At 67.5% G+C, this 25185-nt stretch carries 25 protein-coding genes; 13 read left to right on the forward strand and 12 right to left on the reverse strand.

Annotation, left to right across the window (positions count from 1 at the left end):
* The 4 genes from ACP7AI_RS13685 to ACP7AI_RS13700 all read right to left on the reverse strand — a co-directional run.
* A partial coding sequence (locus ACP7AI_RS13685; protein WP_426168376.1) for a TorF family putative porin occupies positions 1-197 on the reverse strand: 197 nt, incomplete at its 3' end.
* Positions 198-466: 269 nt separating this feature from the next.
* Positions 467-1030 carry a TetR/AcrR family transcriptional regulator gene (locus ACP7AI_RS13690; protein ID WP_426168379.1) on the reverse strand — a complete coding sequence of 188 codons (564 nt, stop codon included), beginning with the start codon at positions 1028-1030 and terminating at the stop codon, positions 467-469.
* A 35-nt stretch (positions 1031-1065) separates the two neighbouring features.
* The gene (locus tag ACP7AI_RS13695; RefSeq protein WP_426168382.1) at positions 1066-2748 is read right to left on the reverse strand and encodes a sulfatase-like hydrolase/transferase; all 1683 of its coding nucleotides are present in this window, start codon (positions 2746-2748) and stop codon (positions 1066-1068) included.
* Between the two features lie 33 nt (positions 2749-2781).
* Complete coding sequence (locus tag ACP7AI_RS13700) at positions 2782-3159, reverse strand: DUF4345 family protein (protein ID WP_426168385.1); 378 nt, start codon at positions 3157-3159, stop codon at positions 2782-2784.
* Between the two features lie 114 nt (positions 3160-3273).
* Here ACP7AI_RS13700 and ACP7AI_RS13705 point away from each other — a divergent pair, with 114 nt between their 5' ends.
* From ACP7AI_RS13705 to ACP7AI_RS13720, 4 genes are all read left to right on the forward strand, one after another.
* The gene (locus ACP7AI_RS13705; RefSeq protein ID WP_426168388.1) at positions 3274-4350 is read left to right on the forward strand and encodes an MBL fold metallo-hydrolase; all 1077 of its coding nucleotides are present in this window, start codon (positions 3274-3276) and stop codon (positions 4348-4350) included.
* Positions 4350-5285: an NAD(P)H-dependent flavin oxidoreductase gene (locus ACP7AI_RS13710; RefSeq protein WP_426168391.1), complete on the forward strand. Its 936-nt coding sequence runs from the start codon at positions 4350-4352 to the stop codon at positions 5283-5285. Before ACP7AI_RS13705 ends, ACP7AI_RS13710 begins: the two co-directional genes overlap by 1 nt.
* On the forward strand, positions 5285-6280 hold the full coding sequence (locus ACP7AI_RS13715) for a glutathione S-transferase N-terminal domain-containing protein (RefSeq protein ID WP_426168393.1): 996 nt from the start codon (positions 5285-5287) through the stop codon (positions 6278-6280). Before ACP7AI_RS13710 ends, ACP7AI_RS13715 begins: the two co-directional genes overlap by 1 nt.
* 80 nt (positions 6281-6360) lie before the next feature.
* Positions 6361-8109, forward strand: a complete 1749-nt coding sequence (locus ACP7AI_RS13720) for an arylsulfatase (protein WP_426168396.1) — start codon at positions 6361-6363, stop codon at positions 8107-8109.
* Positions 8110-8118: 9 nt separating this feature from the next.
* Here ACP7AI_RS13720 and ACP7AI_RS13725 read toward each other — a convergent pair whose 3' ends face one another.
* From ACP7AI_RS13725 to ACP7AI_RS13740, 4 genes are read right to left on the reverse strand one after another with little or no spacing between them, the layout of a single operon-like run.
* Positions 8119-8769: a 2-hydroxychromene-2-carboxylate isomerase gene (locus ACP7AI_RS13725; protein WP_426168398.1), complete on the reverse strand. Its 651-nt coding sequence runs from the start codon at positions 8767-8769 to the stop codon at positions 8119-8121.
* Positions 8766-9185, reverse strand: a complete 420-nt coding sequence (locus ACP7AI_RS13730) for a DUF1330 domain-containing protein (protein ID WP_426168400.1) — start codon at positions 9183-9185, stop codon at positions 8766-8768. Before ACP7AI_RS13730 ends, ACP7AI_RS13725 begins: the two co-directional genes overlap by 4 nt.
* Positions 9186-9189: 4 nt before the next feature.
* Complete coding sequence (locus ACP7AI_RS13735) at positions 9190-10086, reverse strand: haloalkane dehalogenase (protein WP_426168402.1); 897 nt, start codon at positions 10084-10086, stop codon at positions 9190-9192.
* A 60-nt stretch (positions 10087-10146) separates the two neighbouring features.
* Positions 10147-11454 (reverse strand): spinster family MFS transporter, encoded by a 1308-nt coding sequence (locus ACP7AI_RS13740; protein ID WP_426168405.1) that lies wholly within the window; start codon positions 11452-11454, stop codon positions 10147-10149.
* Positions 11455-11596: 142 nt separating this feature from the next.
* On the opposite strand from ACP7AI_RS13740, the gene ACP7AI_RS13745 reads away from it, so the two are divergent.
* The 5 genes from ACP7AI_RS13745 (at position 11597) to ACP7AI_RS13765 (ending at position 17949) form a co-directional block, all read left to right on the forward strand.
* Entirely contained in the window at positions 11597-13540 is a 1944-nt protein-coding gene (locus ACP7AI_RS13745; RefSeq protein ID WP_426168408.1) for a S9 family peptidase, read from the forward strand.
* A gap of 1 nt (position 13541) precedes the next feature.
* Positions 13542-14345, forward strand: coding sequence for a crotonase/enoyl-CoA hydratase family protein (locus ACP7AI_RS13750; RefSeq protein WP_426168411.1), 804 nt, complete (start codon positions 13542-13544; stop codon positions 14343-14345).
* Between the two features lie 72 nt (positions 14346-14417).
* Positions 14418-15320: a sulfate adenylyltransferase subunit CysD gene (gene cysD / locus ACP7AI_RS13755; RefSeq protein WP_426168413.1), complete on the forward strand. Its 903-nt coding sequence runs from the start codon at positions 14418-14420 to the stop codon at positions 15318-15320.
* Positions 15320-17224, forward strand: a complete 1905-nt coding sequence (gene cysN / locus ACP7AI_RS13760) for a sulfate adenylyltransferase subunit CysN (RefSeq protein WP_426168416.1) — start codon at positions 15320-15322, stop codon at positions 17222-17224. Before cysD ends, cysN begins: the two co-directional genes overlap by 1 nt.
* Positions 17221-17949, forward strand: a complete 729-nt coding sequence (locus ACP7AI_RS13765) for a 3'(2'),5'-bisphosphate nucleotidase CysQ (RefSeq protein WP_426168418.1) — start codon at positions 17221-17223, stop codon at positions 17947-17949. Before cysN ends, ACP7AI_RS13765 begins: the two co-directional genes overlap by 4 nt.
* A gap of 120 nt (positions 17950-18069) precedes the next feature.
* On the opposite strand, the gene ACP7AI_RS13770 is transcribed toward ACP7AI_RS13765, so the two are convergent.
* Positions 18070-19038, reverse strand: a complete 969-nt coding sequence (locus tag ACP7AI_RS13770; protein ID WP_426168420.1) for an acyl-CoA dehydrogenase family protein — start codon at positions 19036-19038, stop codon at positions 18070-18072.
* On the reverse strand, positions 19035-20183 hold the full coding sequence (locus ACP7AI_RS13775) for an acyl-CoA dehydrogenase family protein (protein WP_426168422.1): 1149 nt from the start codon (positions 20181-20183) through the stop codon (positions 19035-19037). The genes ACP7AI_RS13770 and ACP7AI_RS13775 overlap by 4 nt, the downstream gene beginning before the upstream one ends.
* A 93-nt stretch (positions 20184-20276) precedes the next feature.
* Between ACP7AI_RS13775 and ACP7AI_RS13780 the strand changes: the two genes are divergently transcribed.
* The 4 genes from ACP7AI_RS13780 to ACP7AI_RS13795 all read left to right on the forward strand — a co-directional run bounded on the left by ACP7AI_RS13780 (position 20277) and on the right by ACP7AI_RS13795 (position 23889).
* Positions 20277-20999 carry a DUF2334 domain-containing protein gene (locus ACP7AI_RS13780; RefSeq protein ID WP_426168424.1) on the forward strand — a complete coding sequence of 241 codons (723 nt, stop codon included), beginning with the start codon at positions 20277-20279 and terminating at the stop codon, positions 20997-20999.
* Between the two features lie 231 nt (positions 21000-21230).
* Complete coding sequence (locus ACP7AI_RS13785; RefSeq protein ID WP_426168427.1) at positions 21231-22178, forward strand: hypothetical protein; 948 nt, start codon at positions 21231-21233, stop codon at positions 22176-22178.
* Positions 22175-22723 (forward strand): DUF2141 domain-containing protein, encoded by a 549-nt coding sequence (locus tag ACP7AI_RS13790; RefSeq protein WP_426168430.1) that lies wholly within the window; start codon positions 22175-22177, stop codon positions 22721-22723. Before ACP7AI_RS13785 ends, ACP7AI_RS13790 begins: the two co-directional genes overlap by 4 nt.
* The gene (locus tag ACP7AI_RS13795) at positions 22720-23889 is read left to right on the forward strand and encodes a glycosyltransferase (protein ID WP_426168432.1); all 1170 of its coding nucleotides are present in this window, start codon (positions 22720-22722) and stop codon (positions 23887-23889) included. Before ACP7AI_RS13790 ends, ACP7AI_RS13795 begins: the two co-directional genes overlap by 4 nt.
* 93 nt (positions 23890-23982) lie before the next feature.
* On the opposite strand, the gene ACP7AI_RS13800 is transcribed toward ACP7AI_RS13795, so the two are convergent.
* Together ACP7AI_RS13800 and ACP7AI_RS13805 are read right to left on the reverse strand one after the other, a co-directional pair.
* Positions 23983-24912, reverse strand: a complete 930-nt coding sequence (locus tag ACP7AI_RS13800) for a hypothetical protein (protein WP_426168434.1) — start codon at positions 24910-24912, stop codon at positions 23983-23985.
* On the reverse strand, positions 24909-25094 hold the full coding sequence (locus ACP7AI_RS13805; protein WP_426168437.1) for a zinc-finger domain-containing protein: 186 nt from the start codon (positions 25092-25094) through the stop codon (positions 24909-24911). Before ACP7AI_RS13805 ends, ACP7AI_RS13800 begins: the two co-directional genes overlap by 4 nt.
* Positions 25095-25185: the final 91 nt, after the last annotated feature.

Consider the following 25185-nt stretch of genomic DNA (forward strand, 5'->3'; position numbering starts at 1 on the left):
CCCGATTCATGGTTGAGCGTCAGGCCGCCCTGCACGGCAAGGCCGTTGTTCGACTGCGACACGCCGCGAAAGCGGTAGTCGGAAACCAGGGCAACACTGCCCGAAACCTTGAGCGCCGGGGTGGGCTCATCGGCGGCGAGCGCGGGCGAAGTCACGGCGCCGGCAAGGATCGCCGCGCTGATGAAGATATGACGCATGGAACATTTCCCTCTCTTTGGGGGTTGAATGTTCCTCTCCCATCCGTCGGTCTTACCTCTCGCATGGCAACGGGGCCGTGGGGGCATTGATCCGTACAGTGCCGCACAGCCTAGGGTGGAGTTGCCGGCCTTGTATAGCTGCATTGCAGCATTTGCCGGAATGATTGCAATGGTGTTGCGGAATTGCCACTGCAAATGGCACGTCCGTTGTCGAGAATAGCATTTCGGCGGCATTTTAGAACTGGCGCCGTAAAGGTGCGCGCCGGCGATCAGTCCACCAGCACGCCGACCTGCGCGAGGATGATAGTTCGTGCCGTCTCGGCCGGCAGCCTTTGTTCGAAGCGCAGCCGCGCCCAGGTATCGAGGCTCAGGATCAGGTCGAGCGTTTCGAAGGCGATGGCGTTGTCGACGAGATGTGGCGGCATCAGCGCCTGAAGCCGGGCCCTGAGCAGGGTCACGGCGCGCTCGTGATAGGCCTGGATCGTCGGTGATTCGTGGCGATGCGCGTCCGCGGCGCGCTTGAACGGCAGCAGGCGTTCATAGATGTCTACCCGCCGCTCGATCGCCTCGAACAGTTGCGGCCGCCAGTCGACCGATTCGAACGGAGCCAGCGCCGCCATGTAGAACTGCCCGAGCTGGATGGTCATCTCGGCATAAAGGCTTTCCATGTCCTTGAAGTGCCGGAAGACACTGCGCAGCCCGACCTGCGCGCGCGCTGCAACATCCTCGGCACTCGGCGAAATCGCGCCGTCCTCGATCAGCGACAGCATCGCGCCGACAATACGGTCACGACTCTGTTCGGATCGACGACGGCGACCGTCGGTCGAAGGCATGGCGCTGTTCATCGAAGCCAAAGTAAACACTTCTTTCAATTCGACCAATAGATATAGGGTTCACCGGGTTTCGGCGTGGCGCCGAGCGGCCTGTCGATAGCGATCGGGCTGCGGATCAGCGATTGCCAGGCGGGCGGCTGCTGCTGCGCATCATGGGCCTTGAGCCTGGCCTGCAGCGCCGAGACGACGGCGGGATGCGCGGCCGCCACATCCGTCCGCTCGGTCGGATCCGCCGCGAGATCGTACAGCAGGTCCTGCCGCGGCAGGTCGAGCGATTGAAGTTTCCAGTTGCCGTCGCGGACGACACGGTAGCGCCCGCTGCGCCAGAACAACGCTTGGTGCGGCGCGCCGCTAGCCTTGCCCTCGACAAAAGGCAGCACGTCGACACCGTCGACCCGGCGATCAAGCGGCAACGGCGCACCGGCCGCGGCCGAGGCGGTTGCATAGATATCGAAATGGCTGATCATCTCGCGATAGGTCGAACCCGGCGCGATCCGTCCCGGCCAGCGCATCATGAACGGCACATGGGTGCCGCCTTCATAGAAAGTCGCCTTCCAGCCGCGATACGGCCGGTTGATGTCGGGCAGGCCGATGTAGTTGGCGCCACCGTTGTCGGAGGTGAAGATGACCAGCGTGTTGTCGTCGAGGCCCTGGCGTTTCAGCTCGGCCATCACCCGGCCGACGCCGCGATCAACGGACCGGATCATCGCCGCATAGACCCGCAGGCGATGATCCTTGATCTGTGACAGCGCGTCGTAATCGGCCTTCAGCGCCTGCAGCGGCGTGTGGGGTGCGTTGTAGGCGAGATACAGGAAGAAGGGCCGGTTGCGGTTCGCCTTGATCGTCGTCACCGCCTGGTCGGTCAGGTAATCGGTCATGTACTTGTCGGGCGCAAAGCGCGGGCTGCCGTTGTACTGCACGCTGAACGGCAGGTTCGCCCACAGGAACTTGTCGATCGGGTCGAAATCCTGCTTCGAATTGACGACGTTGGGGTCGTCGTCGGGCAGGAACTTCTGGCCGCCGATGATGAAGCCCAGTGATTCGTCGAAGCCCTGGTCCTCCGGCCGCATGCCCTTGGCCTCCCCGAGATGCCATTTGCCGAGGTGGAGCGTGTGATAGCCGCGCGATTTCAGCTGTTCGGCGATGGTGATCTCGCTGGCAGGCACGCCCTTGGCGCCGGGCTGCGCGGCCCGGCGAGCCGCCTCCTCGTCGAAAATCGCCTTGTGCTCCGACGTGCTCGGGAACTCGGCGATGGTTCGGGCGAACATCGCGTCGGGGCGGAACAGGCTGGTCGGGAACCAGGCCGGCAACCGCGTGTCGGTGGGCGTGAATTCATACCCGAAGCGCGTCGGATAGCGGCCGGTCATCAGCGCAGCGCGTGACGGTGCGCAGGTGGCGTTGCCGGCATAGCCGTTGCTGAACACCACGCCATCATGGCCGATGGCATCGATGTTCGGTGTCGCCACGCCGCCGGCGCCGGTACCGGTCAGGCTGATGTCGTTGTAGCCGAGATCATCGGCCATGATCAGGATGATGTTGGGCGGCCGCTGGCCTGCGGGTGCCGTCGCGGGCCCCTGGTTCCAGGTGATGGCATGGTTGGGTGCCGTCGGCCCCGCCATCCAGCCGGCCATGTGCAGCTTGATATAGTCGCGCGACGCGACGACGCCGACGGCCAGCGCCGCGGTGGTGCCGAGCAGGACCTTGGCCCAGGTTCTCATGTGCGTCCCCTATCCGCCGAGCATGGCGGCAAATCAGCGTGCCGAAAAGCGCCGGTAGGCGAGCAGCAGAAGCCCGATCATCACCGCCTCCACCGTCATCGGCTGGATCGCAGTCGGCGCCATGCCATCGACGAGGATCGAGATCACCCGGCCGAACAGGGCAATGCCCAGCATCAGCAGCGGTACCAGCAGCGGCCGCGCCTCGCCGCGCCAGGCGCCGACCAGCGCGAACACCGATGCGCCGATGAAGAAGCCGGGAAAATCGGCGCGCAATGTCGCCATGCCCTGGCTGCCGATCGGCGACAGGAAGAAGGCGGCAGCGAGTTTTTGCGGTACGACCAGAAAGGCGAGGCCAATCGTGACGTTGAAGAGGCCGACCAGCCCGATGACGGCCCGCATGACATTCCGCACGACCTTGTCTCCCCGATTTTGAGAGAGCCTAGGCGCTTCCCCGGCGCATGGCAATATTTCGGCATTGAAAGTGCCATATTTGGCGCGCATCATCGTGGAAAGTGGGGTGGACGCATGCGAATCATCGGCAAGCTGGCGTTGGGCGTCGCTGCACTGGCGCTGGTGGCAGGGGTCGGCGCCAAGGTCTTCCAGCGCCAGCTCGGCGAGATGGCGCTGGCCCGCATCGCCAGCGAACGCGTCGGCCGCGACGTCACAGCCGGGCTCCCCGACGGCCTGCATGTCATCATCTGCGGCAGCGGCTCGCCGCTCCCCGATCCGACCCGCGCCGGCCCTTGCACCATCGTCATCGCCGGCAACCACATCTATGCGATCGATGCCGGCGAGGGCGGCACTCGCAAGCTGAACCAGCTCGGCCTGCCCATCGGCCGCATAGAAGGGCTGTTCCTCACGCATTTCCATTCGGACCATATCGACGGCCTCGGCCCGCTGATGCTGCTGCGCTGGTCGGGGCGGTCGAACACCAGCCCGTTGCCGATCCACGGGCCCCCGGGCGTCGAGCGCATCGTCGCCGGCTTCAATGCCGCCTATGCCCAGGACAATGGCTATCGCACCGCCCATCACGGCACCAAGATCATGCCGCCGTCGGGCGCCGGTGGTACGGCCCTGCCCTTTGCCATCGCCGGTCTGCCGGTGGTCGTTCTCAATGCCGATGGCGTCAGGATCACCGCCTTCCCGGTCGATCACGCGCCCGTCCAGCCGGCCGTCGGCTATCGCTTCGACTACAAGGGCCGCTCCGTCGTCATCAGTGGCGACACCGCCGTCTCGCCGTCGCTGGTCCGCGCCGCCAGGGGCACCGACCTGCTCGTCCACGAGGCGCTGCAGCCCAGACTGGTCAAGATCCTGACCGAGGCGCTGGCCAGGACGGGCCAGGCCAACACCGCCCAGATCACCCGCGACATCCTCGACTATCACGCCAGCCCCGAACAGGCCGCCGACGCGGCAAAGGCGGCAGGCGCCGGCGCGCTCGTCCTCAACCATATCGTGCCGCCACTGCCGCTGGCCTTTGCCTATCCGGCTTTTCTCGGCGATGCGGCCAAGCATTTTTCAGGGCCGATTACGATCGGGGAAGATGGCATGATGATTGACCTGCCGGCCGGCAGCACGTCGATCACCACAAGGAAACTGCTCTGATGAACCGCGTTCTCGCCCACACCGGTGCCCGCTATCCGATCGTCCAGGCGCCGATGGGCTGGATCGCCCGCGCGCAGCTGGCCAGTGCCGTCTGCAATGCCGGCGGCCTCGGCATCATCGAGACATCGTCGGGTGAAACCGCCAATTGCCAGGCCGAGATCCTGAAGATGAAGGACCTGACCGACGCGCCGTTCGGGGTGAACCTGCCGATCCTGTTCCTGAAGGACGACGCCATCCTGCGCTTCATCTGCGAAAGCGGCGTCAAGTTCGTCACCACATCGGCCGGCAGCCCGGCCAAGTTCCTCGCCCCGCTGAAGGCGGCCGGCATTACCGTCTATCACGCGGTCCCCACCGTCGACGCGGCGCGCAAATGCGTCGAGGCCGGCATCGACGGCCTGGTTGTCGAAGGCGCCGAGGGCGGCGGCTTCAAGAACCCCGAGGAAGTTTCGACGCTGGTGCTGCTCCAGGCCATTCGTCGCGCTACCGATGTCCCGCTCATCGCCGCCGGCGGCATCTGCGACGGCAAGGGCATGTCAGCCGCCTTCGCGCTCGGCGCCGAGGCCGTGCAGATGGGAACCCGCTTCGTGTCGGCCGCCGAAAGCCCGGTCCACGTCAACTACAAGCAAGCGATCATCGATGCCCGCGAGACCGGCACCTATGTGCTCAACAAGAAAGCCAGCCCCTGCATCCGGGCGCTGAAGACGACACGCACTGCAGCCATGCACGAAAGCGGCCTAATGCCGCCCGACACCTTCAGGCGCATCCTCGAGCTGTATTTCGGCGGCGACATGGAGGCGGCGGTCGGTCTCGCCGGCCAGACCGCCGGGCTGATCAACGAGGTGAAGACCGCAAGGCAGATCATCGACGAGACCGTCGCCGAGTTCCACGCCATTGCCGGACGCATGGGTGCGCTCGCCAGCAGCGGAGGCTTTTGATGTACCGGCTCTATGGTGCGCTCGGCTCGCCCTATTCGATGAAGCTGCGCGCCGTGCTGCGCTATCGGCGGCTGCCGCACGCCTGGGTGCACGGTCCAGAAGCGATGACGATTGCCGGGTCGAAGGTGAAGGCGCCGGTGATCCCGGTGCTCGAATATCCCGATGGCAGCTTTCACAATGATTCGACGCCGGTCATCCTCGACCTCGAGACGCGCCATGCCGAGCGCGGCATCGTCCCGCCCGATCCGGCCCTCGCCTTCATCGCCGCGTTGATCGAGGATTTTGCCGACGAATGGCTGACCAAGGCGATGTTCGGCTACCGTTGGCTGCGCGAGGTCGACCAGGTCCAGATGAGCCGCTGGCTGGCCTATGACCAGATGAAGGGCGGCGGGCTCGACCGGTCGCAGGCCGCCGCCGAAGCCTTTCGCGCCCGCCAGGTCGGCCGCATGGCGATCGTCGGCTGCACCGAGGCCAACTTCCCGCTCATCGAGGCATCGACCCGCGCCGTGATGGCGGCGCTGGAGGTGCATGTCACCGAACGCCATTGCCTGTTCGGCAGCCGGCCGTCGCTCGCCGAATTCGGGCTCTATGGCCAGATTTCGCAACTCGGCGTCGATCCGACGCCGGAGTCGATGCTGCGCGCCGACTATCCCTATACCTTCCGCTGGCTGCTCCACATCGACGACATGAGCGGCATCGAGGGCGACTGGGACGCGCCCGGCGCCGTGATGGCGCCGGTGGTTCCGGCGCTGCTCCGCATCATCGGCGAGGTTTACTTCCCCTTCCTCGACGCCAATGCCGCCGCGCTGGCCGCCGGTGCCGAGACCTTCACCATCACCGCCATGGGCCATCGCTATACCCAGGGCACGTTCAAGTATCAGGCCAAGTGCCTCGCCGAACTGCGGCGGCATTATGCGGCGCTGCCGACGGACGCGCGGGAGATGCTCGAGCCGCTGCTGGCGGAAGCCGGCTGCCTGGCGCCGTTGACGGCATGACCATATCGCGGCGCAAGGGCTCGTCCGCTGCCAGGGCCGCACTTCCCGCAGCCTTGTTCCTCGCGACGGCTGCCGCTCCGGTGCCCGCCCCGATCGCCCCCGCCCGCCCCAACATCATCCTCATCGTCGCCGACGATTGGGGCTTTACCGACGTCGGCGCCTATGGTGGCGAAATCGCCACGCCGAACCTCGATGCACTTGCAGCCTCGGGCACGCGCTTCGCCAATTTCCATGTCGCCGGCAGCTGTGCCCCGACCCGCGCGATGCTGCAGACCGGGGTCGGCAGCCACCGCGCCGGGCTAGGCAACATGCCCGAGACCATCCCGCCCGAGCATCGCGGCAAGCCGGGCTATGGCGCCGAACTCAACGATCGCGTCGTCACCATCGCCGACCGGCTGCGCGCTACCGGCTATCGCACCTACCTTACCGGCAAATGGCACCTCGGCAATCGCGCCCGCAACCTGCCGACCGGCATGGGCTATGACCGTGCCTTTGCCCTCGGCCAATCGGGCGCCGACAACTTCGAGGAAAAGCCCAACCTGCTGCTCTACGACAAGGCGGCCTGGACGGAGGACGGCAAGCCGGCACACCTGCCCAAGGATTACTACTCCTCGCGCTTCATCGTCGACCGCATGATCCGCTACGTCGATGCCGGCAATGCCAGCGGCAAGCCGTTCCTCGCCTCGATCAATTTCCTCGCCAATCACATCCCGGTACAGGCGCCCGACGGCGACATCGCCGCCTACAAGGATCGCTATGCCGCCGGCTGGACCAGCCTGCGGGCCGAGCGCCGCGCCGGCGCCATCGCCAAGGGCGTGATGCCGCCCGGAACGGCGATGGTCGCCATGGACACGACCGGCGACTGGCAGGCGCTGACGCCCGCCGAACGTGCCGCCCGCGCCCGCGCCATGGCGGCCTATGGCGGCATGGCGACGTCGATGGACCGGGAGATCGGCCGGCTCGTCGCGCATCTGAAGGCGATTGGTGCCTATGACAATACGGTCTTCGTCTTCCTGTCGGACAACGGCGGCGAGGCGACCGACCCGATGGCCAAGCCCTTCAACGCGGCGATGGCGCGGCTCTATTACAACCAGAACCCCGACCAGCAGGGCCGGCCCGGCAGCCTGACCGCCATCGGCGCGAGCTTTGCCAGCGCGGTGTCGTCACCGCTGCGCGGCTACAAGTTCACCGCCAGCGAGGGTGGCCTCAGGGTGCCGCTGATCATCAGCTGGCCCGGCAATCCGGCGCTGGTCCGCAACGGCGTTGCCAATGGCTTTGCCCATGTCACCGACGTGGCGCCGACCCTGCTCGCGCTTGCCGGTGTTGCCGCACCGGCAGGGCGTTTCGGCGGACGCACGGTAGAACCGATGCAGGGCCGCGACCTAACGCCATTGCTGACCGGCGCCGCCACCCGCGTCCACCCCGCCGACGAAGCGCTCGGCTATGAACTGTCGGGCAATGCCGTGCTGTTTCGCGGCGATCTGAAGCTCGTGCGCAACCTCGCCCCCTATGGCGACGGCGCCTGGCATCTGTACGACATCGTCCGCGACCCGGGCGAGACGCATGATCTTGCTGCTGCCCGCCCGGATGTGTTCCGGTCGATGCAGGCCAACTATGCCGACTTTGCCGCGCGCGACCAGGTGCTGCCGATGCCCGCCGGCTACCAGGCCCCGCGCCAGATCGAGGCCAATGCCCTTGATGAATTGCTGGTGCCGCGCCTGTTGCGCCTGATGCCCTGGGTTGTCGGCGTGCTCGGGCTGTTTGTCGGCGGGGCCGTGGCCTGGCGGCGGCGGGAGAAGACCCGGCAGGCGTCGCAGTCCGGGGGCTAGGCAGGGCTGTTAACGCGCTCCCTCCGCTCGCTGCGCGATGCGCCAGGCGAGCTGGTCGAAGCGGTCCTGGCCGAAGAATGGTTCGCCATCGAGAACCATCAGGGGCACGCCATAATGACCACCCTTGCGCTGGTCGACCTGATTGATCTCGATCTCGGCAACATAGCGTGCCGTATCCGCGGCAATCGCGGCATCGAGTTCGGCCAAGTCGAGTCCGGCGCGGTCGGCAGCCCGGGCGAGGTGGTCGCCTTCGTGCCAGTCATCGGTGGCGCCATTCCAGATCAGGGCGCTGACTTCGGTGATGAACTCGACGCAGCGGCCGCGTTCCGCGGCTGCCACGCCCAAATGACTGAGCCGGTGGATGTGCGGCTGTTCCCTGGGATAGCTCCGCGTCGCCGGGTCCATGAGCACCGGATCGGGCCGGGGCCAGCGGTACGGCATGCCGAGATACTGCGCCGTGCGATAAGTGTCCTTCATCAGGTAGAAGACCCACAGCGGATCGGCATTGGCGAAGAAGTCCGCCTGCCGGACCGCGATCGGGTAGACGATGCGGACGTTGCAGGCGACCTTGCCATCGGCAACCAGCGCGGCGACCCGCGGCATCAGCAGATAGGAATAGGGCGAACGGAACGACCAGAACAGGTCGAAGCTGATCGTCATAGCGCCATCAACCCCGGGGCGGTGCGGATGTTGAGCTGCCCGGCAAGACCGGCAAAGCGATGCACTTCGATGCCCTGGTACTCGGGCAGGCCGACCATCTGCAGCATCGCCTGCGGGCCGGGATACCAGGCAAGCGCCACCATGTCCCAGAGCTCCTCGACATCGCCCAGGATGATGCCGGTGACATCGCCCGAGAATACCGCCCGACCGCCGACCATCTCGAGGCATTTCTGCACCGCGGCGCCATAGCGGAGATAGGCGTCCTTCCCCGAAAGCCCCGCGTCCGAACCGTCGGGATACTCGGCCTTGTCCTTGAATTTCAGCAGATTGATCATGACCATCGGGCCGCTGTCGGCGCCGGCAAAGAACAGCTGCGCCTGTTCGGGCCGGGGCATCACGGCGTTGGCGACATGCATGCGGTCAGGCCCCCTTGATGAACTGGTCGATGATCGCCGCGAGTTGCGGCGCCGCGTCTTCCTGGAGGAAGTGACCGCCGGGAACGATCGTGTGCGCCTGCCCGCGGGCACCGGGGATGCGCGCGATGATGGCTGCCTCGCCGCCCTTGGTGACGGGATCGTTGTCCGAAAAACAGGTCAGCACCGGCTTGGCAAAGGCTTCGAGCACCTGCCAGGCAGCGATGTTTTCGCTGACCGAGCCATGGCCGGGCGTGACCGGCACCAGCGTCGGGAACTGCCGCGCGCCTTCCTTGTAGGTCTCGTCGGGAAACGGCGCGTCATAGGCGGCGATCTCTGCCGCGGTCAGCTCGCGGGACGTGCCCATGTTGACGATGTTGCCGGCCGGGAAATTCGGGATTGTCTGGCTGATCTGCAGCCATTGGTCGAAGCCCGGCGATGATCCGGAGCCGGTCGGCAGGCCGGTGTTGGCGATCACCAGCCGGGCAAAGCGGTCCGGAAACGCCGCCACCAGGCGCAGCCCGATGAGGCCGCCCCAATCCTGGCAGAACAGCGTTATGGTGTTGAGGTCGAGCCCGACCAGCCAGTCCGACATCCACTGGACATGGCGCTCATAGGTGTAATCCGTCCGCGCGCCGAGCTTGTCCGACCGGCCGAAACCGATGAGGTCGGGGGCGATGACGCGATGCCCGGCATCCACCAGCGGCCCGATGAAATTGCGGTAGAGGTAGCACCAGCTCGGCTCGCCGTGCATGAGCAGCACCGGGGCTGCATCGGCGGGGCCTTCATCGAGGTAGTGAATGCGGAGCGGCCTTCCTGTCGCCCCATCGGCGACGTCGGCATAATGGGGCGCGAAGTCATAGCCCGGCAGCCCGATGAAACGGTCCTCGGGTGTGCGCAGCACGTGCACTTCATGTCCCCCATCGCTTTATGACACGATAGGTGCCATTATACGTCGCAGGGGTCAATCGTCGGCCTTGGCCGCCATCTCCGGTGCGAGTCGCAGCGACGCCCGCCAAAAGAAGAATGCCGGGATCAGGCCGAGCCACGCCGCGCCATAGAGCACCCAGCGCACGCTTTCGGTGCCCGCCATCGGCTTGAAGGCATCCGACATCATGCCAAAGAACAGGGGGCCGAGGCCGAGGCCGATCAGGTTCTGCGCGAACACCATGATCGCCGTGGCCATGGCGCGAGCCTGGGGGCGCACCAACTGCTGGGCGATGGCGTAGGTGGGGCCATAATAGAGTGCATTGAAGGCGGTGGTGACGATCATCAGCGCCAGCGCCAGCCGCCAGTCGGCAGCGCTGTAGGCAAGGAACAGGATCGGCGCCGCGATCGCCATGGCGATGGCCGGTGCGGTCAGCATGTGGCGGCGATGGTGCCGCCCGAAGCGATCGGCGAGCCAGCCGCCGGCCCATGTGCCGAGCACCCCCGACAGGCCGAGCGCGACGCCGAGAGCCAGCCCGGTTTCGCCCGCCGACAGGCCATAGGTGCGCTGGAACAGGATCGCGACCCAGACGCCCTTGCCATAGCTGAGGAAGGCGGTGAGGCCGGCCGCGGTGGCGAGCAGCAGGAAAGCACGGCTGCCGAGGACTTCGGCCAGGGCCGCGCGGGTGCTGATGCGCTCGACCTTGGGAGCACCTTCGCGCAAGGCCGTGGCGATGCTGCCGTGGCGCGGCTCGCGCAGTGCAAACCAAACGAACGCCGCCAGCAGCAGCCCCGGCAGGCCGACCACCAGGAAAGCCTGCCGCCAGCCGACGGTGTCTGCGAGGAAGCCGCCGAGCACCATGCCGATCAGCCCGCCGATAGGAATCCCGAGGCCATAGAAGGCGATGGCCGAGGCGCGGCGTTCACGCGGCACCATGTCGGAAATCAGGCTGTGGGCGGCCGGCGTGCACCCCGCCTCCCCGACCCCGACCCCGACGCGGGCCAGCAGCAGCTGGGTGAAGTTCTGCGCCATGCCGCACAGCGCCGTCATGCCCGACCACAGCACCAGCGACAGCGAGATCAGCCCGACACGATTCGACGTCGGCCGGTCGGCATAGCGGGCGATCGGGATGCCGAGCAGGGCATAGAACAGCGCGAACGCGAGGCCGGTCATCAGGCCGAGCTGGGTGTCGGACAGCCCGAGGTCGCGCTTGATCGGTTCGGCGAGGATCGTGACGATCTGGCGGTCGAGGAAGTTGAAGATGTAGACGACGAGCAGCGTCCACAGCAGCAGCCGTTCCGACGTGACGCGTTCAACGGGCACAGCGCGGGCCGCGGTTGCCATCATCCTCTCCCCAACACTTTGCAGTCGCTTATGGGCCGTTTCCCGGCTCCTGTTGTGGCCAAGGTGGCGCGATCGGCGGGGATTGGCAAGCGAAGGAGCGGCGGCCATGGTGGCGACGCAGAGCTGATCGACAGGGGACAGGATGATGGCACGCACGACGATAGCGGCGGCGACGCTGGTGGCGGCGGCAGCGGTGGCGGCGGGGGCGGCGGTGCCGTCACCCCGGCGACCGGTGACCGACCCGAAATCACTGGTGTCCTCGGCCAATGCGGCCGCGGCGCCGATTCCCCTTGCCGACCTGGTGCTGACCCGCTCGATCGGGTCGGCCACCTGGAGCGCCGATGGCAAGCGACTGTTCCTCGTCACCAATTTTACCGGGCGGCAGAATATCTGGCGGGTCGATGCCGGCGGCAGCTGGCCGGTGCAGATGACCCAGTCCGACGAGAGCCAGGGCGACCTGGCGGCGTCGGCCGACGGCAAGCTGCTGTATTTCGGGCAGGACAAGGGCGGCGACGAGCTACACGACATCTATGCGGTGCCGACCGGCGGCGGGGCCGTCGTCAATGTCACGAACACGCCCGACAGCGACGAACAGGGGCTGCTCGCCGGCGCCGGCGGGCTGGCCTTTGGCGCCAAGCGCAAGACCGAAGGCCAGGTCAACCTCGCCATCATCGACAAGGCGACGGGCAAGGTGCGGTTGCTGACCGACGAAAAGGATCCGCAATGGCGCTGGGGGCCGGTCGAATGGGTCGATGGCGGCCGCGCGCTGATCGCCAATCGCGTCTTTACCAGTGGCAGCGAGGCACAGGTCTGGCGGGTGAGTGTCGCCGATGGCGCGGCCACGCTGCTGTCGGCGGTCAAGGGCAAGAGCATTACCGCCAGCGGCGCCAGCGCCGACGGCCGGACGATCGCCGCGACATCGAATGCCGAAACCGGGCAGGCGCGCGCCGGCCTGTTCGACGTGGCGAGCGGCAAATGGCGCTGGCTGGCAACGACACCCTGGGAGCAGGAGGCCGTGGCGCTGTCCCCGGACGGCCGCCGGATGCTGGTGCGCGACAATGTCGATGGTCGGTCCTCGCTTGCGCTGGTCGATGTCGCGACGCTGGCGGTGACCCCGGTTGGCCTTCCCGAAGGACTCAATGCGACGGCCGCCGTCCAGCCGTTCACGCCTGACAGCAAGGCGCTGCTGGTGCTCCACGCCGGCGCCGATACGCCGTCCGAATTGCTGGTCGCGGATCTGGCGGCGGGCCGGGCGCGCCCGCTGACGCAGATGGCAATGGCCAGCCTCGATCCCGCCAACCTGGCGAAATCGCAGGTCGTCACATACAAGAGCTTCGACGGCACGTTGATCAGCGCCGTTGTGACGATGCCGTTCAACCTGAAGCGGGATGGCAGCAACCCGGCCATCGTGGTGCCGCATGGCGGTCCGACAGGGCAGACGCAGGACAGTTTCAACCGGACCAGCGCCGCCCTGGCATCGCGCGGCTATGTCGTCATAGCGCCGAATTTTCGTGGTTCGACCGGCTATGGCGAGGCGTTTCAAGCGGCCAATTTCAAGGATCTGGGCGGCGGCGACCTGAAGGACACGCTGGCCGCCAAGGATTTCCTGGTGGCATCGGGCTATGTGGACGCCGCCCGCGTCGGCATCACCGGCGGCTCCTATGGCGGCTTCATGACGCTGATGGCGATCGGCAAGGCGCCCGATGCCTTTGCCGCCGCGGTGCAATTGTTCGGCATCATCAACTGGCGGACGATGTACCGCGACCAGGATGCCGCACTGCAGGCCTATCAACGGTCGCTGCTGGGCCGGCCCGACGAGTTCAAGGGCGTCTATGAGGCGGCATCGCCGATGACCTTCATCCGGGCAACCAAGGCGCCGCTGCTGACCTTGCAGGGTGAAAACGATATCCGGGTGCCTCGCGGCCAGGCGCAGGAGGTTGCCGATGTGCTGAAGGCCAAGGGGAATGTCGTGGAAACGGTGTTCTACCCGGCCGAGGGCCATGGCTTTCGCAAGCGCGAGAACCAGTCGGACTCGCTGCAGCGGACGATCGACTGGTTCGACAAATATCTGAAGGCGGCGAAATAGCATGGGCGATTTCATCCTCCGCGAGACCATTGGCCGGGTTGCCGTGCTGCGCATGAACAGGCCCGATGCCCTGAATGCCATAGGCACGCTGCAGGATTGCGACGATTTCGTGCGCGCCATCGAGGCGGTGGGCGACGATCGCGGCATCAGTTGCGTGATCCTGACCGGCACCGGCCGCGGGTTCTCGGCCGGCGGCAATCTGAAGGCGATGCAGGATCGCACCGGCATCGGCCCGCAGGACCAGCCCGACGGTACGCGCGCGAACTACAAGCGCGGCGTCCAGCGCATCACCCGCGCCATGATGGAACTGGAAGTGCCGGCAATTGCCGCGGTCAACGGCCATGCGGTGGGGCTCGGCTGTGATCTTGCCTGCCTGTGCGACATACGGATCGCGGCGGAATCGGCGCTGTTTGCCTGCAGTTTCATCAAGGTCGGCATCGTGCCGGGGGACGGCGGCGCCTGGTCGCTGGCGCGGGTCGTCGGCTATGCGACGGCGGCGGAGCTGTTTTTCACCGGCGAACGCTTCGATGCGGCGCGGGCGCGGGAGATCGGCCTGGTGTCACGGGTGGTGCCCGACGACCGGTTGCTGCCCGAAGCGATGGCATTGGCGGAGAAGATCGCCGCCAATCCGGCCCGCGCGCTGCGGTTAACGAAGCGGTTGCTGCGCGAGGCGCAGACGGCGCGCATGGACCAGATCCTCGAATTGAGCGCCGCCTTCCAGGCGCTGGCGCATGAAACGGCGGATCACAAGGAGGCTGTCTCGGCATTTCTGGACAAGCGGCCGGCGCATTTCACCGGCGACTGAACGAAGAATAGTCATGCCGGGCCCAAGATTTTTACGCACGCGTTCCGCTAGTCCGCTGTTACAACCAGCGGCATGACAGTGCGGCTGACCCATCTGCAACGGCTCGAGGCCGAAAGCATCCATATCCTGCGCGAAACCGTCGCCGAGACCGAGCGGCCGGTGATGCTCTATTCGATCGGCAAGGATTCGGCGGTGATGCTGCACCTGGCGAAAAAGGCTTTCTATCCGGCGCCCCCGCCTTTCCCGCTGCTGCATGTCGACACGACCTGGAAGTTTCGCGCCATGTACGGCCTGCGCGAGAAGGCGGCGCGCGATGCCGGGATGGAGCTATTGGTGTGGCAGAATCCGGAAGCCAAAGCCGCCGGCATCAACCCGTTCGACCATGGCAGCGCCGTCCATACCGACCTGTGGAAGACCCAAGGCCTGAAGCAGGCGCTCGATCACCATGGCTTCGACGCGGCGTTTGGCGGCGCGCGGCGCGACGAGGAAAAGAGCCGCGCCAAGGAACGCGTGTTCAGTTTCCGCGACCATAACCACCGCTGGGACCCCAAGGCGCAGCGGCCGGAACTTTGGCGGCTGTACAATGCCCGCGCCAATCGCGGCGAAAGCATGCGGGTGTTCCCGATCTCCAACTGGACCGAGCTCGATATCTGGCAGTACATCCATCAGGAGGGCATCGAGATCGTCGGCCTGTATCTGTCGGCGCCGCGTCCGGTCGTCGAGCATGGCGGTCTGTTGATCATGGTCGATGACGAGCGGTTTCCGCTGAACGGGCGGGTGCCGGAGCTGAAATCCGTGCGGTTCCGGACGCTTGGCTGCTACCCGCTGAGCGGCGCTGTCGAAAGCAATGCGACGACGCTTCCCGAGGTCATCCAGGAAATGCTGCTGACGACGACGTCGGAGCGGCAGGGCCGCGCCATTGACCATGATCAGGCGGCGAGCATGGAGAAGAAGAAGCAGGAGGGGTATTTCTGATGGCCCCGCCCGACGGCTTTGCCCCCGACCCGCTGATCGCCAGCGACATCGACGCCTATCTCAAGGGCCAGGCGGCAAAAGCGCTGCTGCGCGTCATCACCTGCGGCTCGGTCGACGACGGAAAATCGACGCTGATTGGCCGACTGCTCTACGATTCCAAGCAGATTTTTGACGACCAGCTGAGCGCGCTCGAGGCCGACAGCAAGCGGGTCGGCACGCAAGGCCAGGCGATCGATTTCGCGCTGCTCGTCGACGGGCTGGCGGCCGAACGCGAACAGGGCATCACCATCGATGTGGCCTACCGGTTTTTCGCCACCGACAAGGCGAAGTTCATCATCGCCGACTGCCCGGGGCATGAGCAATATACCCGCAATATGGTCACCGGCGCATCGACGGCCGATGCCGCGATCGTGCTGGTCGATGCGCGCAAGGGCGTGCTGACGCAAACCCGGCGGCACAGTTACCTCGCGAAGCTGATCGGCATCCGCCACGTCGTGCTGGCGGTCAACAAGATGGATCTGATCGGCTTCGACCAGGCAGCATTCGATACGATCGTCGCCGATTACCGGGCCTTTGCCGCCGAAATCGGGCTGGAAGACGTGGCCGCCGTGCCGATCTCCGGCCTGGGTGGCGACAATATCACGACGCTGTCGGCGAACACGCCCTGGTACACGGGCCCGACCCTGCTCGGCTGGCTGGAGGCGGTCGAGGTCGCCACCGAGGCCGACCAGTCGCGGCCGTTCCGCCTGCCGGTGCAATGGGTCAACCGCCCCAACCTCGATTTCCGCGGCTTTGCCGGCACCATCGCCAGCGGCCGCGTGGCACCCGGCGACGCGGTGCGCATCCTGCCGTCGGGGCGGACGACCAGCATCGCGCGCATCGTGACGCTCGAAGGGGATCGCGACAATGCGGTGGCAGGGGAAGCCGTCACCCTGACGCTCGCCGACGAGGTCGATTGTTCGCGGGGCAATGTCATCGCCGTCGCCGATGACCCGCCCCAGGTTGCCGACCAGTTCGAGGCGACTTTGGTGTGGATGGCGGACGAGGCGCTGCTGCCAGGGCGGTCCTATCTGCTCAAGCTGGGCACCCAGACGGTGGCGGCGACGGTGCAGACGCCGAAATACCAGATCAACGTCAACACGCTGGAGCATATCGCCACCAAGACGCTGGAACTGAACGCCATCGGGGTCGTGCCGCTGACGACGGCGGCGCCTTTGGTCTTCGAACCCTATGTCGACAGCCGCGAGCTGGGCGGTTTCATCCTCATCGACCGGCAGAGCAATGCCACCGTGGCGGCGGGCATGATCAATTTCGCGCTGCGCCGGTCGCAGAACATCCACCTGCAGGCGACCGATGTGACGCGGGAGGCGCATGCCGGGCTGAAGAACCAGAAGGCGGCGGTGCTGTGGCTGACCGGGCTGTCGGGAGCCGGCAAGTCGACGATCGCCAATCTGGTCGAAAAGCGCTTGCACCGGATGAACCGGCACACGTTCCTGCTCGACGGCGACAATGTCCGCCATGGCCTGAACAAGGACCTGGGCTTTACCGATGCCGACCGGATCGAGAATATCCGCCGCGTCGGCGAGGTGGCGAAGCTGATGACCGACGCCGGGCTGATCGTCATCACCGCCTTCATCAGCCCGTTCCGCGCCGAACGGCAGATGGTGCGGGACATGATGGCGCCGGGTGAATTCTGGGAAATCCATGTCGATACGCCGCTGGCGGCGGCCGAGGCACGCGACGTGAAGGGCCTGTACAGGAAGGCGCGGGCCGGTGAACTGAAGAACTTCACCGGCATCGACAGCCCCTATGAGGCACCCGAGGCCCCCGAACTGCGCATCGACACGACGGCGATGAGCGCCGAAGACGCCGCCCGGATGATCGTCGAAAGGTTGATCGGTTGAACGATGCTGCCCTGGCCCGCGCCCTGGCCACCGAAGCCGGCAAGCTGCTGCTCGCACTGCGCGACAATGAGGATAGCAACGCCAAGGCGCTGGGGGACGAAGGCGACCGCGCCGCCAACCGGCTTATTCTCGACGCGCTGCGTCGCGAGCGGCCGGACGATGCGATCCTGAGCGAGGAGGAGGCCGCCGACCCGGCGCGATTGGGGTCGCGGCGCATCTGGATCGTCGACCCCCTGGACGGCACCCGCGAATACGGCGAGCGCCGCGACGACTGGGCGGTGCATGTCGGCTTGAGCATCGATGGCGTGGCGAGCGAGGGCGCGGTGGCCTTGCCGGCGCTGGGGGCGTGTTTCTGCACCCAATATCCACCGGTGCTGAAACCCGAGAGCCGCCCGTTACGGATGCTGGTCAGCCGCACCCGGCCGGCGAAGGAGGCGATCGCCGTCGCCGAGGCGCTGGGGGCCGAACTGGTGGCGATGGGCAGCGCCGGTGCCAAGGCAATGGCGGTGCTGCGCGGGGAGGCCGACATCTACCTGCACACCGGCGGCCAATATGAGTGGGACAATTGCGCGCCCGCGGCAGTGGCGCTGGCGGCGGGGCTGCATGCGTCGCGGGTCGACGGGTCGCCGCTGGTCTATAATCGCGCCGATCCGTTGCTGCCGGACCTGCTGATCTGCCATCGGGATCGGGCGGCGGAGGTGCTGGGGCTGGTGCGGGGGCTCTGACCGTCGTGTCATCCCGGCGAAGGCCGGGACCCATGGCCCACGATCGTTGCCGCGGATTGACCCCGCGTGTGGCAAAGTTTGTGGTTCATGGGCCCCGGCCTTCGCCGGGGTGACAGGGAACTATCCGTCCCCGCGCCGCACCATGTCCGCCCACAGCCCGGCCCCGGGCTCCGACAGCGCCTGTTCTCCCAGCATTTCCGCCCAGCTGTCGCCGCCGAAGTCCGATCGCCAGCCCATCAGGCGGCGCGTCAGGCGGTGCAGCGGATAATCCTGGGTAAAGCCGATGGCGCCATGGACCTGGTGGGCGAGCGCGACGCCGCGGTGGATGGCCATGTTGGTGCGCAGCTTCGCCGCCATCATCTCGTAGGCGCCGCCGCCGCGATCGAGCGCCGCTGCGGCGGCAGCACCCGCCATCTGCACCGCCGCGACCTCTTCGGCGAGTACCGCCAGCGACTGCTGGACGGCCTGCAGCTTGGCGAGCGGCTTGCCGAACTGGATGCGGGCGTTGACATGGGTGGTGGCGAGACCGAGCGCGGCGGCCAGCGCGCCCGCCGACTGGCCGACGCGCAGGAAGGCGCCGTAGAGCGCATGGTCGGCATCCCCCAGCCGCACCGCCGGCACACCGCGATAATCGAGCCGGTCGCGGGGTTCCCCGGCCGGGCTGAGGCCCTCCGTAACCGCGCCGGCGGGCAGCAGCAGTAGCACCGGCTCGGCAGCGTCGGTTTCGACGGTGGCGACGACCTGGTCGGCGACCCGGCCCCAGGGCACCGCGGCGACATGGCCGGTGAACTTGCCGCTGCGGATCGTGCCGCCGCCGCTGCCGATGGTGACCAGCCCGTGCGGCGCCACCACCCCGGCGCGGGCAACCAGGTGCGCAGCCAGCATGGCCTCCGCCAGCGGCTGGGCGAGCGCCTCGGCGCCGGCGACCTGCAGCACGGCAAAGGCGTCGCCCCAGTCACCGCCGAAGCCGCCGGCGCTTTCCGGCACCAGCAGCAGCGGGAAACCGGCGGCGACGATCGCCGGCCAGCCGGGCGCCGCCGCAAACAGCGCCTGCGCGGTGGCGACGACCTGGGGTCTGAGCTCGCTCATCGCAGCCCCAGCCCGCGGGCGATGATGCCGCGCAATATCTCGCGGGTGCCGCCGCGCAGCGAGAAGCTGGGGGATACCTGCAGCAGATGGCTCAGCACCCGCACCAGTTCGGTCGAGCCGTCGAGGTCGAGATCGAGCACCGCTTGCACCGCCAGCGGCAGCCGCTGTTCGAAATCATTGCCGAGATCCTTGACGATCGCCGCCTCGACGACGGGATCCTCCCCGCCGGCGAGCTTTGCCGCGGTCGCCATCGACATCTGGCGCAGCGTCCACAGCTCCGCCATCAGCTTGCCGATGGTGGCGCGCAGCGCGGCGTTCTCGGTGCCGGAAGCGCGGGCGGCGTCGATGAGAGTCACCAGCAGGGCGTGGCTCGACAGATACCGTTCGGGGCCGGAGCGTTCCAGCGCCAGTTCGGCGGTGACCTGGGCCCAGCCATTGCCCTGCCCGCCGACCAGCGCATCGTCGCCGACCATGACGTCGTCGAAGAACACCTCGTTGAAATCATGCTCGCCGGTGAGGTTGATGACCGGGCGGATGGTGATACCGGGCGTGTCGAGGTCGATCAGGAACTGGCTGAGGCCGGCGCCGCGTTCGGAGCCGGCTTCGCTGCGGAGGAGCGCAAGCATGGCATGGGCGCGGTGGGCGCCGCTGGTCCACAGCTTTTGCCCGTTGATGCGCCAGCCGCCCGGCACCTTTTCGGCGCGCGAGCGAACCGCCGCCAAATCGGAACCGGCGCCGGGTTCGGACAGGCCGATGCAGGCATGGACCTCCCCCCGGGCCATGCCGGGCAGGTATTTCCGGCGCTGGGCGTCGGTGCCGTAGCGCAGCAGCAGCGGCCCCGTCTGGCGGTCGGCGATCCAGTGCGCCCCCACCGGCGCGCCGGCGGCGAGCAGTTCCTCCAGCACCACATAGCGGTCCATGGCCGGGCGGTCATGGCCGCCCCATTGCCGCGGCCAGACCATGCCGAGCCAGCCGGCGGCGCCCAGCGCCCGCGAGAAGCCGGCATCGGCCACCGACCAGCTGTTGGCGCGGCGCACGGCGTCGCCGGCGGGCATGTTTTCAGCGATGAAGGCGCGGATTTCGGCACGCAACTGGGCGGTACCGGGGGGCGGCACATGCGGTGGCAGGGCAAAGACGGCGGTCACCCGGCCTTCATGCCCGGCGGCCGGCGGCCTCGCAAACTGTCAGATTTGCCGCGACACTTGCACAAAGCCGGTGGGCGCCCGAAATCTGGCGCCATGCCGCGCCGCCTGCTCGCCTCCATCCACGACGTATCGCCGCGTTTCGAACGCGAGGTCGACGTGCTGGCGGAGCGGCTCGATCGCCGGCTGGAGGCGGCGCGCTTTGCCATGCTGGTGGTGCCCGACCATTGGGACCAGGCACCGCTGGCGGCCGACAAGGCGTTCCAGGCGCGGCTGCGCGGCTGGGCCGATGCCGGGGTGGAGATGTTCCTGCACGGCTGGCGGCACCGCGATGACGCGCCAAAGGGCTTCAGGGCCCAGCACATGACCGCTGGCGAGGGCGAATTTTCGGCGCTGGACCATGAAGAGGCCACCGCCCGCCTGCGCCGCGGGCGCGCCGTGGTGGAGGATGCCATCGGCCGGCCGGTGGCGGGGTTCATCGCGCCGGCCTGGCTGTACAGCGCCGATGCGCTGGCCGCGGTGCGCGACGAGGGCTTTGCGCTCGCCGAGGATCACATGAAGGTGTGGCGCCCCGCCGACGGCGCGGTGCTGGCGCGCGGCCCGGTGATCACCTGGGCGAGCCGTTCGCCGGCCCGCATCGCCAGTTCGCTGTTCTTTGCCGGGCTGGCGCGCCGGGGCCTGCAGCCGTTGCCGACGGTGCGGGTGGCGGTTCACCCGGGCGACACGCGCGTGCCGGCGCTGCTCGACAGCCTCGACGCCACGCTGGCGCGACTGCTGCCGGGGCGCAGCGCGGCGCGTTATGCCGACCTCGACGGCTGAAGCGCGGGCCGTGCGGCGAGCTGCCCTGTCGTCCGGGCATGGCTCCAACGGCGCCGGTGGGGCGTTCAGACCCGTTAGCGAAGCAGTTTCAGCGCAGGGAGCCGGCCCGATGCATGCGAAATACAACCACCGGAGCGCGGTTTGCGGCGATGATCGGTGCGCCGGCACCCTGAAAATGCCATATTGGGTGCGTAATGGGGTGGCAGTCGTACCAGTGGACGCCCCCCTGTCGTGTTGAACGCCCCCGTATTGAGTGCCAATGCCAGCCTGTCCGCCGGCGCCAGTCTGGGCGTCCCGGCGTCCGATCCGGCGCCGCTCGAAACCAGCGAGCGCGGCTGGACATGGTGGCTGGGCGCGGCCTTTTCGCTGGCGGTCCTCGTCGCGGTGCTGGTCCAGCTGCGCAGCGTCGATTTCAGCGAGGTTCGCGACCTGCTGCCGACGGCGCCGCTGTTCTGGCTGGTGTTCGCCGTATCGTATCTGTCGGCGCCCTTTGCCGACTGGCTGATCTTCCGGCGGCTGTGGGCAATGCCGATTTCGGGGCTGGGCGCGCTGCTGCGCAAACTGATCGGCAATGAGCTGCTGTTCGGTTATGCCGGCGAACTGTACCTTTACACCTGGGCACGGCGGCGCACGGCGATGACGTCTGCCCCCTTCGGGGCCATCAAGGATGTCGCCATCCTGTCGGCGCTGGCCGCCAATGCGGTCACCATCGGCATGCTGGCGATCGCCTATCCGCTGCTCGGCGCGCTGCACCTGGGGCTGGATTCAAAGACATTGCTGTTGTCGACCGCGCTCGTGCTCGCCTCGTCGAGCGCGATCCTGCTGTTCCGCAAGACATTGTTCAGCCTGCCGCGGCGCGACCTGTGGTTCGTCACCGGCATCCACCTGGCGCGTATCTTCATCGGCGGCGCGTTGACGGCCTTCTGCTGGCACCTGGTGTTGCCGGAGGTGTCGATCCAGTGGTGGCTGCTGCTGTCGGCGCTGCGCATGCTGCTGTCGCGGCTGCCGTTGCTGCCCAACAAGGATATCGTCTTTGCCGGGCTGGCGGTGTTCCTGATCGGCCATGATGCCGATATCGGCGCGCTGATGACGATGATGGCGAGCGTGATCCTGGCGACGCACCTGGGCCTTGGCGTGGCGCTGGTCGCTGCCGACGCGGCCAATTGGCGGCGCCGGTGAGGTGGCCGGCGGCCCTGTTGGCGGCGGCGACGCTGGCCGGTGCCGGCGCGGCCGAGCCGGCGCGGGTGCGGCCGTCACCGAACCTGGGCCTGGCGGAGGGGATGTGCCGGCCGAACGAGACCGGCCCGGCGCTGATCGTGGTGGCGGACGGGATGAAGGATCGCAGCGGCCGGCTGCGTGCCGAGCTGTATCCGGCCAATGACGACGATTTCCTGCAGGACGACAATCTGCTGGTGATGGCGGGAAAGACCTTTCGCCGGGCCGATGTGCCGGTGCCGGCGACGGGCCCGACGCAGATCTGCATCCGCGTGCCGGGGCCCGGCACCTATACGCTGTCGCTGCTCCACGACCGCGATTCGAACCACAAGTTCGCGCTTTCGAGTGACGGTATCGGGTTTCCGGGCAATCCCAAGCTGGGTTTGTCGAAGCCCAGGGCGGCGTCGGCGACGCTGGTAGCCGGAAATGGCCTGACGACGGTGCCGATCATCCTCAATTACCGCCGTGGCCTGCTGAGTTTCGGCCCGCTGCGGACGCGGCAGCGTTGAAGATCGTCGACATCTCGGCGCTCTATTCGCCCACCGGCGGCGGTATCCGGACCTATACCCGCAACAAATTATACGCTGCGGCGCGGCTGGGCCATGACCTGACCGTGATCGTGCCGGGGGCCGATGCCGCGACGGAGGTGATCGGGCCGACGGCGCGCATCGTCAACATCCCCTCGCCGCGCTTTCCGCTCGACCGCAGCTACTTCTATTTCGAGAATGACGGCATCATCCATGATGCGCTGGATGCCCACCGGCCCGACTTCGTCGAGGCGTCGTCACCCTGGGGCAGCGCCACGGCGGTGGCGGAATGGCAGGGCAAGGCCCCCCGCGCGCTGATCATGCATGCCGATCCGCTGTCGGCCTGGGCCTATCGCTGGCTGGAAGGGATGGTCAGCCGCAAGACCATCGACCGCGGTTTCGACTGGTTCTGGCGGCATCTGCGCCGGCTCGACGACGGCTTCGACATGGTCGTCTGTGCCTCGCCGAGCCTCACGCAGCGCATGACCGAGGGCGGCTTGCGGCGGGTGCGGACGGTGCCGATGGGGGTCGAGGCGGGGGTGTTTTCGCCGGCGCATCGCGATCCGGCGCTGCGGGCGCGACTTCTGGCGCGATGCGAACTGCCCGAAACCGCCACATTGCTGGTCGGCATCGGGCGATTGTCGCCCGAAAAACGCTGGCCGCTGGTCGTCGCGGGCGCAACGGCGGCGGGTTACAGCCGGCCGCTCGGGCTGGTGCTGGTCGGCGATGGCCATGGCCGGGCGGCGGTGCTGCGCGCGGTGGGCGAAAATCCGCACATCCAGCTTATGTCGCCGATCAGCGATCGCCACGAAATGGCGCGGTTGCTGGCCAGTGCCGACCTGCTGGTGCACGGCGCCAGCGCCGAAACCTTCGGCATGGTGCAGGCCGAGGCGCTGGCGTCAGGGCTGCCGATCGTGGTTCCCGACGAGGGCGGCGCCGGTGACCAGGCCTTGCCGGGGCTGGGTTTGCGCTATGCGGCCGGCGATGCGGCGAGCGCCGCTACGACGATCGGGGCGGCGATTGCGCAATTGCCGGCGCTCAGGGCGTCGACACTGCAGGCCGCACCGGGGATTCGGCTGATGGAACAGCACTTTATCGATCTGTTCGGGAGCTATGAGGCGCTGCTGGAGATGCGGCAGGCAGCATAGGGCGGGGTGTTTGCGGCGGATTTTCGACGGGATTCCACGCAAATTGCTTGATTGCGCGATCAACTGCGTCCCTTCCCCTTGCGGGGAGCGACCTCAAAAAGCGCAGGTCAGCGCCCAGGTCTTTCCGGGCCGGTCGAATTCGATCCGCGCGCATTGCTGCAGCACGTCGCGGCCGATCAGGATCCACGGGTCGCGGCCCTTCTTGCGGCTGGCGGTCACCGTTACCGTATCGGCATCGTCGTCGCTGGTGCTGGTGCCGGCGCGGGCCTGGGCGTCGAGTTGTTTCGCCTGGGCCTCGGTGATGCGCACCGCGGGGCGGACCAGCGGCATGTCGAGCAGGCGGGCGCCGGGCGTCGGGGTCAGCCGTTCGAAGGGCAGCGCCACGCCGGGGAAAGGCCGCCAGAAACCCACCTGCCCCGACCGCTTGACGAGGCCGGCAGTGATCAGCGCGGCGGCGGCGCGGGCGTTCATCACCGTATCGGGAGAATTCAGCTCCAGCGCCGTCGAGATCTTTTCATCGCCAAGCCGGACCTTCATCATCACCGAGCCCTTGTCGGGGCGGCTGAGCCGATGCACCCGGCTGCCCGGCGCGACGGGGCCGAGTTCGAGGACGACGCGATCGGTCTTCAGCGCCGACAGGGCGAGGACGCCATCGGCATCGGCGGCGATCGGCTTGTCGACCCAGATCGCCGGCACCGTCGATTTGGGCAGGCCGCGCGGCATGATGCCATAGAGGTTGCCGCGGAACGTCGCCTCGCCGCCGGGGATCAGCGCGCTCTTGAAGGTGCGCTTGCCGATCAGCGGGAACGGCTTCAGCTCCGCGCGCTTTGCCGGTTCGGCGTTCAGCACGAGCGCGGTGTCGAAGCTGAGTGCCAGGCGGATATCGAGATTGCCGCGCTTGATGACCAGCGGGATGTGCGGCTGGCCACCGGGGGCGACGGTGATGACATAGGGCGGCAGCGGCGGCGCGGCGCCGACAAGGACCACTGCCGCGACGACAGCGGCGGCAACGCGCCGGGTCAACGCCGGTCCGCCGGGCCGCCGGCAAGGACGAAGCGCCGGTCGCAATAGCTGCAATCGGCAAAGCCATCGGCGCCGATCTGCAGCCAGACGCGCGGGTGCCCGTCGCCGCCGCGTTCGTCACCGTCACAGGCGACACGCGCGGCATCGATGACGAAGGTTTCGGGCGGCGGGATGATGTCCATGCGCCGTCCTACCAAGCCGGTGGCGGCGAGTCACGCGGCAGAAGCCGCTGGCGGCGAGTCACGCGGCAGAGATCGCGCAGGGATGCCGCGG

Source organism: Sandarakinorhabdus sp. DWP1-3-1 (genome assembly GCF_049896705.1).
Classification (GTDB): Bacteria; Pseudomonadota; Alphaproteobacteria; order Sphingomonadales; family Sphingomonadaceae; genus Sandarakinorhabdus.

Excerpts from the sequence above, each read along its gene's own strand:
- ACP7AI_RS13690 (WP_426168379.1), bottom strand. The coding sequence starts at position 1,030 with ATGCCTTCGACCGACGGTCGCCGTCGTCGATCCGAACAGAGTCGTGAC.
- ACP7AI_RS13695 (WP_426168382.1), bottom strand. The coding sequence starts at position 2,748 with ATGAGAACCTGGGCCAAGGTCCTGCTCGGCACCACCGCGGCGCTGGCC.
- ACP7AI_RS13705 (WP_426168388.1), top strand. The coding sequence starts at position 3,274 with ATGCGAATCATCGGCAAGCTGGCGTTGGGCGTCGCTGCACTGGCGCTG.
- ACP7AI_RS13710 (WP_426168391.1), top strand. The coding sequence starts at position 4,350 with ATGAACCGCGTTCTCGCCCACACCGGTGCCCGCTATCCGATCGTCCAG.
- ACP7AI_RS13715 (WP_426168393.1), top strand. The coding sequence starts at position 5,285 with ATGTACCGGCTCTATGGTGCGCTCGGCTCGCCCTATTCGATGAAGCTG.
- ACP7AI_RS13725 (WP_426168398.1), bottom strand. The coding sequence starts at position 8,769 with ATGACGATCAGCTTCGACCTGTTCTGGTCGTTCCGTTCGCCCTATTCC.
- ACP7AI_RS13730 (WP_426168400.1), bottom strand. The coding sequence starts at position 9,185 with ATGCATGTCGCCAACGCCGTGATGCCCCGGCCCGAACAGGCGCAGCTG.
- ACP7AI_RS13740 (WP_426168405.1), bottom strand. The coding sequence starts at position 11,454 with ATGGCAACCGCGGCCCGCGCTGTGCCCGTTGAACGCGTCACGTCGGAA.
- ACP7AI_RS13745 (WP_426168408.1), top strand. The coding sequence starts at position 11,597 with ATGATGGCACGCACGACGATAGCGGCGGCGACGCTGGTGGCGGCGGCA.
- ACP7AI_RS13750 (WP_426168411.1), top strand. The coding sequence starts at position 13,542 with ATGGGCGATTTCATCCTCCGCGAGACCATTGGCCGGGTTGCCGTGCTG.
- cysD (WP_426168413.1), top strand. The coding sequence starts at position 14,418 with ATGACAGTGCGGCTGACCCATCTGCAACGGCTCGAGGCCGAAAGCATC.
- cysN (WP_426168416.1), top strand. The coding sequence starts at position 15,320 with ATGGCCCCGCCCGACGGCTTTGCCCCCGACCCGCTGATCGCCAGCGAC.
- ACP7AI_RS13770 (WP_426168420.1), bottom strand. The coding sequence starts at position 19,038 with ATGAGCGAGCTCAGACCCCAGGTCGTCGCCACCGCGCAGGCGCTGTTT.
- ACP7AI_RS13780 (WP_426168424.1), top strand. The coding sequence starts at position 20,277 with ATGCCGCGCCGCCTGCTCGCCTCCATCCACGACGTATCGCCGCGTTTC.
- ACP7AI_RS13805 (WP_426168437.1), bottom strand. The coding sequence starts at position 25,094 with ATGGACATCATCCCGCCGCCCGAAACCTTCGTCATCGATGCCGCGCGT.